The sequence below is a fragment of the Bradyrhizobium prioriisuperbiae genome, assembly GCF_032397745.1.
Classification (GTDB): Bacteria; Pseudomonadota; Alphaproteobacteria; order Rhizobiales; family Xanthobacteraceae; genus Bradyrhizobium_A; species Bradyrhizobium_A prioriisuperbiae.
The window spans coordinates 8,934,912-8,946,672 of the sequence record NZ_CP135921.1 but is presented as its reverse complement, the minus strand read 5'-3'; the positions used below and the strand labels follow the sequence as shown (position 1 = coordinate 8,946,672).

9 protein-coding genes are annotated in these 11,761 nt (G+C 61.4%); 6 read left to right on the top strand and 3 right to left on the bottom strand.

The genetic code is table 11. The features are described 5' to 3' along the window. Window positions 1-74: 74 nt before the first annotated feature. Window positions 75-452: a hypothetical protein gene (locus RS897_RS41525; RefSeq protein WP_315834446.1), complete on the bottom strand. Its 378-nt coding sequence runs from the start codon at window positions 450-452 to the stop codon at window positions 75-77. Window positions 453-619: 167 nt separating this feature from the next. Beyond that, a complete protein-coding gene (locus RS897_RS41520; protein WP_315834445.1) occupies window positions 620-1,864 on the bottom strand; it encodes an MmgE/PrpD family protein in 1,245 nt (414 codons plus the stop codon). 380 nt (window positions 1,865-2,244) lie between these two features. Between RS897_RS41520 and RS897_RS41515 the strand changes: the two genes are divergently transcribed. The 6 genes from RS897_RS41515 to RS897_RS41490 all read left to right on the top strand — a co-directional run bounded on the left by RS897_RS41515 (window position 2,245) and on the right by RS897_RS41490 (window position 10,423). Beyond that, window positions 2,245-3,531 (top strand): hypothetical protein, encoded by a 1,287-nt coding sequence (locus RS897_RS41515; protein ID WP_315834444.1) that lies wholly within the window; start codon window positions 2,245-2,247, stop codon window positions 3,529-3,531. A gap of 152 nt (window positions 3,532-3,683) precedes the next feature. Continuing rightward, the gene (locus RS897_RS41510; RefSeq protein WP_315834443.1) at window positions 3,684-4,595 is read left to right on the top strand and encodes a hypothetical protein; all 912 of its coding nucleotides are present in this window, start codon (window positions 3,684-3,686) and stop codon (window positions 4,593-4,595) included. 329 nt (window positions 4,596-4,924) lie between these two features. After that, window positions 4,925-5,842 (top strand): Ntn hydrolase family protein, encoded by a 918-nt coding sequence (locus RS897_RS41505; RefSeq protein WP_315834442.1) that lies wholly within the window; start codon window positions 4,925-4,927, stop codon window positions 5,840-5,842. Window positions 5,843-6,340: 498 nt separating this feature from the next. Then, on the top strand, window positions 6,341-7,417 hold the full coding sequence (ribB, locus tag RS897_RS41500) for a 3,4-dihydroxy-2-butanone-4-phosphate synthase (protein WP_315834441.1): 1,077 nt from the start codon (window positions 6,341-6,343) through the stop codon (window positions 7,415-7,417). Between the two features lie 388 nt (window positions 7,418-7,805). Beyond that, window positions 7,806-9,020, top strand: a complete 1,215-nt coding sequence (locus RS897_RS41495; protein WP_315834440.1) for an acyl-CoA dehydrogenase — start codon at window positions 7,806-7,808, stop codon at window positions 9,018-9,020. Window positions 9,021-9,490: 470 nt separating this feature from the next. After that, window positions 9,491-10,423 (top strand): MBL fold metallo-hydrolase, encoded by a 933-nt coding sequence (locus tag RS897_RS41490; protein WP_315834439.1) that lies wholly within the window; start codon window positions 9,491-9,493, stop codon window positions 10,421-10,423. Window positions 10,424-10,739: 316 nt separating this feature from the next. On the opposite strand, the gene RS897_RS41485 is transcribed toward RS897_RS41490, so the two are convergent. Then, window positions 10,740-11,606 (bottom strand): DUF1499 domain-containing protein, encoded by an 867-nt coding sequence (locus RS897_RS41485; protein ID WP_315834438.1) that lies wholly within the window; start codon window positions 11,604-11,606, stop codon window positions 10,740-10,742. Window positions 11,607-11,761: the final 155 nt, after the last annotated feature.

The following is an 11,761-nucleotide window of genomic DNA, read 5'->3' as shown; positions in this document are numbered from 1 at the left end:
CGCACATCCCCATGCCCTCGATCGCAGCCACCGTAAACCCGGTCTTTCCATCCAATGCGCTGGAGTAGAGGTTGTTACGTGCCAGGCGGCCGCTGCCCCTGAAACTGAATCCCACACTTCTTCTGGATAGACGCTTGCTCGATCGCGACCATCTGTCCCTTCATCTGCGCGAGTTCTGCCGCGGTCTGTTTGTCGCCGCCAACCAGGAAAGCCGCTGGCCAGAAGATCACGACAGCTGCCGTCGTTGCGATTGCATCGTTTGTGCGTTTTTGGTCCTGGGCGCCGGACAGGGTTGCCGCACGCGCCGACACGCCCTGCGCTTCCTGGGCGAGCTGCGCGCAGGTGTATTGCTGGTACATGACCGGTGAAACATAGGCGGGCGCGATTTCCGATGAACTCGACGCACAGCCCGCCAGCGCAGCGCCCAGCGCCACGATTCCCAGAACACGCATTTTCGTGATCTCCCCAGACCTGAGTAAGATCATTTCTCAACCCGTGGGGGAGCGCAAGGGGGTATGCTACTACTAAAGACTAGTGTCGGGATCTGTAACGCGCACTTTCGCGGCCTTGCGAACAGATCCAGTGGGATGACGCATATGCGCATAAGGTTGCGGTGCACTCACCCCCGCTGCAACAACCCCTCAACCCCCCCGCACATCCCCACACCCTCGATCGCATAGATCGTCGCGATCAGCCGCTCCGCCTTGCCCCGCCCCAGCACCGGCGCGATGAGATCCCGCGCCTTCTCCATCACCTCCGTGCGCTCCATCGGGTTGCGCGGCGTGCCGCGCACGGCGGTGATGCGCTCCGACAGCACCCGTCCGTCAGTGAGCGTCACATCCACAATGGCCACGCGCACCGGCAGCAGTTTCGCCAGCTCCTCGTCGCGCATCAGCCGCACCTTGGCGCGCTGGGCCAGCACGGCGGCATCCTGCATGCGCGGCTTGTCGTGGGCGGCGTGGAACGAGGCCGTGCCGTCCAGCAGCATCACCGCCATCATGTGTTGCAGGCAGATGTCGGGCATGTCGCGGTTGTCCACGACCGCGGCCACCGACGGCGCCACGCGCACGCTCACCTCGCGCACCTCATCCGCCGTGAATGGCGTCCGGCCGCGGATCGCAGCCATCGCATCCAGCGGCGCCTGGATCGGTGATCCCACGGTCCATTTCTTGATGTCGGTCTGCGTAATCGCGTAACGCTCGCCCAGCGCCTCCACCAGCCGCGCGGGCATGGCCTTCGGCGCATAGGCCTGGAAGAAATTGTCCGCGCCGGAAAAAATGTCGTCGACTCCGTTCCAGCCGGATTTTACCAAGAGCGCAGCGGTGACGCCGTTGCGCGCGGGCATGCCGGCGAACACGAACGCCTTCTCGATGTGGTCGGTGTCGCGCCGCCAGGCGACGATCCCGGAGGATTGTTGCGCGGTGTAGTCCAGCACGAAACGCATCTGTTGCGCGTCGAGCCCGGCGGCGCAGGCGGCCGCGGCCGCCGCCCCAAAGGTGCCGGCGATGCTGTGGGTGGCAAGGCTGCTCTCATAGCTGAACGCGGCGCCGCCCATCGCCATCACCACGCGGGTGCCGATGTCGTAGCCCAGCGTCACCGCGCGTAACAGCCGCGTCCCGTCGATGCCGCCATCCTCGCCCATAGCCAGCGCCGCCGGCACCACGGAGGAGCCCGGATGCGAGCGCGACTCGTTGTGCGAGTCGTCGGTCTCGTCCGCATGCGCCATCACCCCGTTGGCCAGCGCCGCATCCGCCGGCGCCGCCGTGAGCGGAAAGCTCGCGACCGTCGCCGCGCCGCGGCCGGCGGACGCGCTGACGTAGCGCTGCGCCGCCTGTCCCGGCAGCAGCTCGGAGCCGGAGATCATGGCGGCGAGGGTGTCGAGCAGGTGGTGCTTGGCTTGTTCGGTGACGTCGGCGGGGAGGGGCGGGTGGCGGCGGCGGACATGTAGGCGCTGAGGGGGGCCATGAGGGAGGCGGGAGGGGGCGACTGTCCAAACGTGCGTACGGGTGCCAGGGCAAGGCCCATGGCTGTCGTTGACGTCAGGCCGAGAACATTGCGTCGGTTCATGTGAGTACCCCTTTTTAGAGAGAGCTATAGCGCAGGCTCAGCAAGGGGGGCGCTCAAGCCATGGCCAGCGGGCCACGTAGGGAGAGCGGCGGGTTGCTAAGATTCAAGTTGATCTTTCTGCCAAGCACAATCCATAGTAGTCGCATACTTTGCGTGATTTCAGGGGTGGGGGCTCCAATGCGCATCTTTTCGTGCGTATTTCTGTTGATGATCGGCTCGTTGCTCGTGGCGTGTTCGACGGTGCCGCCACTATCTGAAGCCACGGGTGCCATACCAATTCGCGACATCGTCGAACGCGTAAAGTGTGAATTGGCTGACTCGTTTAGCGAAAAAATTCAGGAACCGCAGTTCCGATGGCTCCAGCAATGGACTGCCAAGGTCGATATGACGTTGATCGCCAACAATCTGGGATCAGTCACTCCTGTCGGCGCGTATGTCGAGCCGCTGGGCACCGTTAGCGGAGTTGCCCAGCAATTTTCGTTTGGCGCCGGCGCCTCGGTGTCCGGTCAGGCAATAAGAACCGAGGCCATCAGTTTTTCGCTCTCACTTCTTGAGTTACGGCGGTGGCGTCGGGGCCTGCTTGTTCGTAGTGCGAAATATCGTCTTCCGGATCCCTGTGATCCCGGCCTGCGGAGCAACCTTGCGGGTGATCTTGGTTTGCGCGAATGGGTTGATTCCGCTTTGTCGCCGGTGGCCACGAGAGATCTTCAGGCGGGCGATCACCCCGCTCCAGGGACTGCAAAAGCCGCGGCAATCGCGCCGGCTGTCCCGAAATCGGCAAACGTCGCTGCCACCAAACAGCCGAAAGAGATTGCAGACGAGGCTGCGAAGCTATCAAAAGACGCCTATGCGGCCGCGAAGAAATCCGCCGATGAAGCGGAGCGTGCCGCGACGTCTGCTGAGCTTTCCCTTAAAGAATCGCCATTCAGAGATGTTGAAGACGCGGAATTCCTGCGACAATCTCGCGCAATTGCAGTAATGGCCAGACAGCAAGCCCTAAAGGCGCGCGATGACGCAACCAGAGCCAAAACGAAGAACGATCTGGTCGTCGACATTGCGACGAACATGAAGGAAGGCGATACGAGTCCCGAGGCATACACCAAGGCCAACCAAGCGAAAACAAACGCAGATGATGTGGTTGATCTCGCTGCCGACGCAGCCGAGCAATCCAAAGCGGCAGGTGAAAATGCGGGCAATGTCACGAAGAGGATTCCTGATCCTCCGATCGATTCAGTCTCGCACTCGGTCCAATTCGTTGTGACTGCGGGAGCGTCAATTGCACCGACCTGGACACTCGTACGATTTCGCGGGCCAATCGGCAATCTGGCCGGCGTAACAGCAACCCAGACCCACACATTGAACATTGCCCTTGGTCCGCGGGGCGATAACGGCGCCAGATATTCCCAGGAGGCCGTACGCGCCCTGAACAATCTAACACTGCAGCAAATTCGACTGGCTTCATAAATCTTCGGGTGGGGAGTCCAACTATGAGCACGCGTCGTTTGGGATTGGCTAGATAGTAGTCGGATCGATTGCTGGGTAGTTTCCAAGCAGCAACGTCGACGCGACCATGTTGCTGTTGCTGTCACCATCAAATCAATGATCGAGGGCGAGATATGTCGGCAATCGAACTTCTGCGGGGTGGCGACGAGTGGACGGACGTGACTACGCGCATTGCCTTTCCTATCGTACTGGCGAGCGCAATGGGCGGCGATCCGATTACTTACGGCGATCTAAATCATGCCGTACATATGCGAGGTGAGCCGTTGGTTATGGCCTTAACCTACCGCTATGTTGCAGGAAAAGTCGGCGATGTGTGCGAAGCGCTGGTTGAAGACCTGGGGCATGACGTTCCCCTGCTCAATGCTATCATTGTGAGCAAAAAGTCTGGTTTGCCGAGCCATGGTGTCGACAGCTATCTCGCCAAGCATTTCGGCATGACTCCGCGAGAGATCAAGCGCTTGAACAAAGACGAGCGCGATAGCTACGCTCAGTCAGCAATGGAGCAGGTGTTCAATTTTACCGGCTGGAACCAGATAGGTCGGCACCTCAAAATTTCAAAGACTGTAGTTGGGAGTCTCGACAGCGGCAGAGGAGAACCGATACCAACGCCAAATCGGTCAAGGTTTGCCGGCGGTCCAGAGTCGGCGTTACACAAAAAGCTCAAAGACTGGGTTGTGAACCATCCCGATGCCGTCAGTTCGTTCGGAAAATTCGGGAAAGGAAAGTCGGAATGTTGGCTAGCGTCTGGTGATCGACTCGACGTCCTCTTCACTAATGCAAAAACGCGTCTGGCGGTTGAGGTGAAGACAAGCGAAGCTTCTGACGATGAAGTTCAGCGCGGCATCTTTCAATGTGTGAAGTATCGGGCAACGCTCCGCGCCATGCAGCTCGCTGCTGCCGAACCGCCTAATGCACAAGCGGTGCTTGTCATCGATTGCCGTCCAACTTCGATCGTTAGGCTCCTAGCAGAACGGCTGTCGGTGAAGATTGTTGACGTCAGCAAGGAGTTCGATGAAAGACGATGAGCTTTTCGAAGTCCTGACTGTTTAACTCCGAGCGTTTGCTGTTTGTCTGGCGCTCCGTAGTGCGAGAATGACGATCTCGGTGTGTTAAGTGCACCGTAATTCGATCTCCGCTCCCCGCGCATCGACCGCGTGGATCTGGAAGACGTTCTTCGCAAGATCGAGACCAATCGTGGTGACAGACGCAACATTATCAGTAGACTTGCCCATGGACGGCTCCCTCAGATGGGTTGTGACAACGACCATCTTGGCACATCGATGCCGTTCGGGGCGCCGTCCACCCCATCACCGTAGTGCCCAGCCGCGATTTTTCTCAATGAGGCTCGTAACAGATGACGGTTTGTATTGCTGCACGATCTCAAGGGTTCATCATACTGACGTCGGATCGAATGCTGACATCCGGCGACATTCAATTCGAACCGGTTCTCGAAAAGACCACTGCCCTGACAAACTCTATCTCGATCATGCTCAGTGGTGACAGCGCTTTTCACACTGAAGTTTTGACAGATATCTACAAAATTATTGAGGCGCGGATTAACAGCTATCCATCTGACTGGTGGGAGATCAAAGATGTCGTCAATCTTTACGTTGAGGCGCGCATTGAGGCAAAGCGACGAAGGGCCGAGACCGCAATACTCCGGCCGTTAGGACTTACGAGCGAAAGTTTTGTTGAGCGCCAAGCCGGCATGGATCAGCAAATTGTGGAGACGATTACGCGAGACCTTATAAGATTCGATGTGCCCTCCGTTCATGCAATCATAGCCGGCGTTGACGTCGACATTCTTGGTATTCACCCCCACATATTTACGATTCAGAACGATGAATTCAGGTGTGACGACGCGATCGGCTTCGCTTCGATAGGAAGTGGTGCGCGACACGCAGAGACTTCGTTTATGAATTCGCGGCATGCTTGGAATAGCCCGCTGCCCGAGACGCTTCTGTTGTCATACTTTGCAAAAAAGAATGCAGAGGTTGCCCCGGGCGTTGGGCGAGCTACGGATATGTGGTTGATTGGTCCCGGACTCGGACAATCCGTTAAACTAGGTGACCATGTTATTGGAAAGCTTGATGTAGAATACAGAAATGCCAAAGCGCGAGAGCGTAAGGCTCAGGAAAAGGCCAACCGGGAGATCAAGAAATATGTCGAAAACCTTGCTCAAGAGCCGACTCCCGCGCAAAGCGGACCAGCTGAACTCGAAGCCGGAAAAACCTCAATTACAGAGCAGGGAGAGCCGCAGCTTGATCAGTAGGGACGAGCCGAGGCTCATCAAAGCGAAGCAGGGTCCGCGAAGCGTCTAGTAGCTGCGTCGTGAATTCGCTCTGCGGCTAATCACTGCAGCGACGAAAAGTGTATCGCCTCGATCATTTTAACGCGAGCGCTCAAGATGCCTGTACAGAGAGGGTAATCGGCTGACAGAGCTCGCATTGAGCAGGCGGCGTCAGGCGGCTTGTTTGTTGGATTTCTTCTAGGGTCGTTTGTTCTCCTTTTGCTGATGGCTGCTGGGCCATTCCTCTCGACGACCGGAGACGCGATGAGTTGCGAAGGGACCGGGGTCGGTCTCTCGACGCTTGTCGCGGCGCCGTGGGCAGGCCGAGGGCGGCCAGGGACAAGCGAGCAAATTCCCATTTTAAACACGCCCCCGCCACCCAGCCATGCAAGCGGCCCCCCCCCCGGCTTCCCCGCCCATTGCGCCACCCCATATCCTGGGCCATACGGATACCCCAGATTGACCTTTGAGCGAGCCCCTATGCCCCATCCTATTCCCGAGGTCCTGAAAGCCTTTGCCGCCGGCGAGATCGTGGTGGTTACCGATGACGAGGATCGCGAGGGCGAGGGCGATCTGATTGTCGCGGCGTCGTTGTGCACCGCGGAGAAGATGGCCTTCATCGTCCGCCACACCTCCGGCATCGTCTGCGCCCCGATCACCACCGAGAATGCGCGTCGGCTGCGGCTCGATCCGATGGTGGCGCACAATGATTCCAATCATTCCACCGCCTTCACGGTATCGATCGACTACAAGCCGGGCATGACCACCGGCATCTCGGCGGAGGAGCGCACCGCCTGCTGCCGCGCCCTGGCCAATCCCAATGTCGGCGCCGCCGATTTCGCCCGCCCCGGGCATATCTTTCCGCTGATCGCGCGGGACGGCGGCGTGCTCTTGCGCTCCGGCCACACCGAAGCGGCCATTGATCTCTGCAAACTCTCCGGCCTGCCGCTGGTCGGCGTCATCAGCGAACTGATGAACGACGACGGCACCGTGATGAAGGGCGCCCAGGTCGCGGACTTCGCCAAGACAAATAATCTCAAGCACGTCACCATTGCCGACATGATTTCCTACCGGCAGGCGCGGGAGAAGCTGATCGAACGCGTCTCGACGTTTACGGTGGACTCGCCGATCGGCAAGCTGGAAGGCCATGCCTACCGCTCGCCGTTCGATCCGATCTATCACGTCGCCTTCGTCTATGGCGGCATCGGCGACGGCAAGAATGTGCTGACCCGTTTCCACAAGCCGAACATCATCAAGGATGTGTTCATGGGCTCCCAGAGCGTCATCAAGGCGCTGGAGGCGATCAAGAAGGAGGGGCGCGGCGTGCTGGTCTACCTGCGCGACGGCGCCGCCGGCGTCCCGGTGGAGCCGCTGGACACCCCGTCCTCGGCGGAAGCCGACCGCAACCGGCAATGGCGCGAAGTCGGCGTCGGCGCCCAGATCCTGCGCGACTTAGGGGTCTGCTCCATCCGCAACCTGTCGTCGTCGTCCCACGACTACAAGGGCCTCGGCGGGTTTGGGATCGAGATTGTGTGCAGCGAGCCGTTTGAGGGGTAGGGGGCGGCCCTTGGGGGCCGGGGCGTATCATCTCCTCTGCGTCACCCGCGGGCTTGACCCGCGGGTCCAGCTTTCTCAACGCGTCTGCTGCCAACAAGCTGGATGGCCGGGTCAAGCCCGGCCATGACGGAGTGCGGTGGAGAGGGCGCCCGGCACACATCGACCACACGCCGCCGGCACACGCTCCATCCCCCCATTGCCATCCAATTCCTTTAAGTCTAAAATAATTCCGCCACCAAATTCATTCGTATACAAACAACCCGTGCATAGGGCTCTGCGCCTTGGGGCCCTTGCAACTTTAGCCTAAGGCCGTAACCTGCGCGCCAACAGGCAGCGGGTTCGGCCCGGCCTAAATGATCAAACATTTCAGCAGGAAAGGGGACATCCCATGAGCGTGCGTGCGCAGACCAAGGACAAGGCGGAGAAGGCCTCGTTCCAGTGGGACGATCCGTTCCTGCTCGAGAGCCAGCTCACCGAAGACGAGCGCATGATCCGCGACACCGCGCGCCAGTATGCCCAGGAGAAGCTGCAGCCGCGCGTCACCGAGGCCTATCTCGAGGAGCACACCGATCGCGAGATTTTCCGCGAAATGGGCGAGCTCGGCCTGATCGGCGTCACCTTCCCCGAGGAATATGGCTGCGCCAATGCCGGTTATGTCGCCTATGGCCTGGTGGCGCGTGAGGTCGAGCGGGTGGATTCCGGCTACCGCTCCATGAACAGCGTGCAGTCCTCGCTCGTGATGTATCCGATCTATGCCTATGGCGACGACGCCCAGCGCAAGAAATTCCTGCCCAAGCTCGCCTCGGGCGAATGGGTCGGCTGCTTCGGCCTCACCGAGCCGGATGCCGGCTCCGATCCCGGCGGCATGAAGACCCGCGCCGAAAAAGTGTCGGACGGTTATCGCCTCACCGGCAGCAAGATGTGGATCTCCAACGCGCCGATCGCCGACGTGTTCGTGGTGTGGGCGAAATCAGCCGCGCATGACAACCAGATCCGCGGCTTCGTGCTTGAGAAGGGCATGAAGGGTCTGTCCGCGCCCAAGATCAAGGGCAAGCTCAGCTTACGTGCCTCGATCACCGGCGAGATCGTGATGGATGGCGTGATCGTGCCGGAAGAAAACCTGCTGCCGAATGTCTCGGGACTGAAAGGCCCGTTCGGCTGCCTCAACCGCGCCCGCTACGGCATCTCCTGGGGCGCCATGGGCGCCGCGGAAGACTGCTTCCACCGCGCCCGGCAATACACCCTCGACCGCAAGCAGTTCGGCCGCCCGCTCGCCGCGACGCAACTGGTGCAGAAGAAGCTCGCCGACATGATGACCGAGATTTCGCTCGGGCTGCAGGGTTCGCTGCAGGTCGGCCGCCTGATGGACGCCGGCCAGATGGCGCCGGAGATGATCTCCATCGTCAAGCGCAACAACTGCGGCAAGGCGCTGGACATCGCCCGCGTCGCCCGCGACATGCACGGCGGCAACGGCATCTCCAGCGAATTCCAGGTCATGCGCCATGCGCAGAATTTGGAAACGGTGAACACCTATGAAGGCACGCACGATGTGCACGCGCTGATCCTGGGCCGTGCGATCACGGGGATCCAGGCGTTTTCGTGAGGGGCTTTGGGTGAGGAACGCGGTGAGTGCCGCGGCGCTTCCTCCCCACTCCGTCATTGCCGGGCTTGACCCGGCAATCCAGCTTGCTCACCACATGCGGTGCGTTTGGAGCTGGATCACCGGGTCAAGCCCGGTGATGACGCAGAGAGTGGGGCAAAGCCCTGCCATACATTCTGCGTCATGCCCGGCCTTGTGCTCAGCGACTTGGCTTCGCCAAGTCGCGGATACATCCACGTCTTGACGACGTGGCAGCAAGCAAGACGTGGATGGCCGGGACAAGCCCGGCCATGACGGTGGTGGATGTCGAGGCGCATCATCCCCACTCCGTCATCACCGGGCTTGACCTCAGCGACTTGGCTGCGCCAAGTCGCGGTCATGATCCATCTTCACTGAACTTGCCGAGAAAGCTGGATTGCCGGGTCAAGCCCGGCAATGACGGAGAAAAACAACATCACGCCGGAGCCGTCCTCATGGCCGACACCACCACCCCCGACACCGACGACATCCCCTTCAACCGCGACTTCCCTCTTGCCCCCGGCATCGTCGACGAACCCGTCCCCGGCGTGCGCCGCATTGTCTGTGCTAACCCCTCGCCCTTCACCTTCACCGGCACGGTCAGCTACATCGTCGGCCGCGGCAAGGTGGCGATCATCGATCCGGGGCCGGACAACGAGGCGCATGCGCAGGCGCTGCTTGCCGCCGTGCAGGGCGAGGAGGTGACGCACATCCTGGTCACCCACACCCACAGGGATCATTCACCGAACACGCCGCGGATCAAGGCCGCCACCGGCGCCACCGTCTATGCCGAGGGACCACACCGCGCCTCGCGGCCGCGTTATGAGAGCGAAAAGATCACCACTGAATCCGGCGCCGACCGCGATTTCGTCCCCGATGTGCGTCTCGCCGACGGCGAGCTGATCCATGGCGACGGCTGGACGCTGGAGACGGTGTACACGCCGGGCCACACCGCGAACCACATCGCCTTCGCCTGGCCCGAGCGCAAGCTGATGTTCATCGGCGATCATGTGATGGGCTGGTCCACCTCCATCGTGGCGCCGCCTGATGGATCCATGGTCGACTACATGGCCTCGCTGGATCGCCTCGCCGCGCGCGAGGAAGACGTCTATTTCTCCGGCCACGGCCCCACCATCCCCGACGCCCGCCGCTTCGTGCGTTTCCTGATCCGCCATCGCAAGGCACGCGAGGCGTCCATCCTGCATCGCCTGGCCAAAGGCGAAGCCGATATCCAGACCCTGGTGCGCGCCATCTATATCGGCATCGATCCGCGGCTCACGGGGGCTGCGGGTTACTCCGTGCTGGCGCACCTCGAAGACCTCGTCGCCCGCAACGTGGTGGCGACATCAGGCGATCCGGTGATCGGCGGGGTGTATCGGCTGGTGTGAGGCGTTTCTCCATATTCGGCGTCATGGCCGGGCTTGTCCTCAGCGACTTGGCTTGGCCAAGTCGCGGATACATCCACGTCTTGCTTTGCTGAGGTGCCGTTAAGTCGTGGATGCCCGCAACAGGTGCGGGCATGACGGGAGTGGGTGGCGGGGTGCTTCCATCCCCACTCCGTCATCACCGGGCTTGACCCGGTGATCCAGCTTAAGCGCTCAATGCGTGTGTCGAAGGAAGCTGGATCCGCGGGTCAAGCCCGCGGATGACGCGGAGAGTGGGGAGGCGCTGCGTGTCTCGCATAACACTCCGCCCACCCATCCCTCACTGCGTCCGCTTCACGGCCGCCTTCGGCGCCGGTGCCGCCTTCGCCGGAGCCAGCTGCTTCTTCATCGCCCGCGAGGTGGCGTTGTCCACCGCATCGTTGAGATCATCGATCAGCTTGCTGACCCGCGCCGCGTTGGTGCCGAGGTCGTGCTCGAAATAACGTGACGACGAGCGGATATCGACGCGGGCGCCGTCGGTGTCGGGCTGCACCCGGATCGAGACGTCCTCGCGAAAGCCCATGATGGGTGTGCGCGCCACCGCCTCGATGCGGCCGACCAGGCGCGGCGGCTGCGGCGCGCGCTCGTCGATGATCAGCCACTTGCGTTTGTTGACCAGCTTCAGCACCTCGTCGAACGCCTTCTGCGGCGTCGCCTCCAGCGTCACCGGTTCGATGTCCGGATACGCCGTGTGCTGCTGCTCGGCGGAATAGAGCCCGGCATAAGCCGCGGGGTTGGCGCCGTCGCCGGCGCGCAGCCGCGCCAGCGCATCGAACCGCGGCGGGTCGATCGGGTCGGTGGTGATGTCATGGATCGCCGGCAGCTTGCGGTACTGGACCGCGAGATAGGCCGGGTAGGCGAGGATGGCGATATCCAGCAGCAGCGCCACCAGGATACGCCCCATGCCGCGCGAGCCGTTCTGCCAGATCGCCGCAAACGCCGCGAACGCCACCAGGATCGACAGCGCCGCCAGCCCCAGCGCCCCGAAAAACGTGATCAGCGCCGGCCGGAATTCCAGGAACCCGAACCGGATGATGATGATCGACCCCGCGCCCGCCACCAGCGCAAACACCGCCAGATACCGTGCCCAGGTGGCAAGCACCGACACCGGTTCCAGCTGATAGGGCGCGGCAAACCTGCGGGCCATGGGAGTCCTGGTCAATCCTGAAGCGTCAATCATGCGGGCCCGGCGGGTGGCCGGGGCTGAAGAATGGCGGTTGAGACCACGGCGGGGTGGCAAAAACAAGGGGTGACGGTGATGAGTTGCAAGGTGTTCCGATTCCCTCAGTGTCGTCCCCCGGC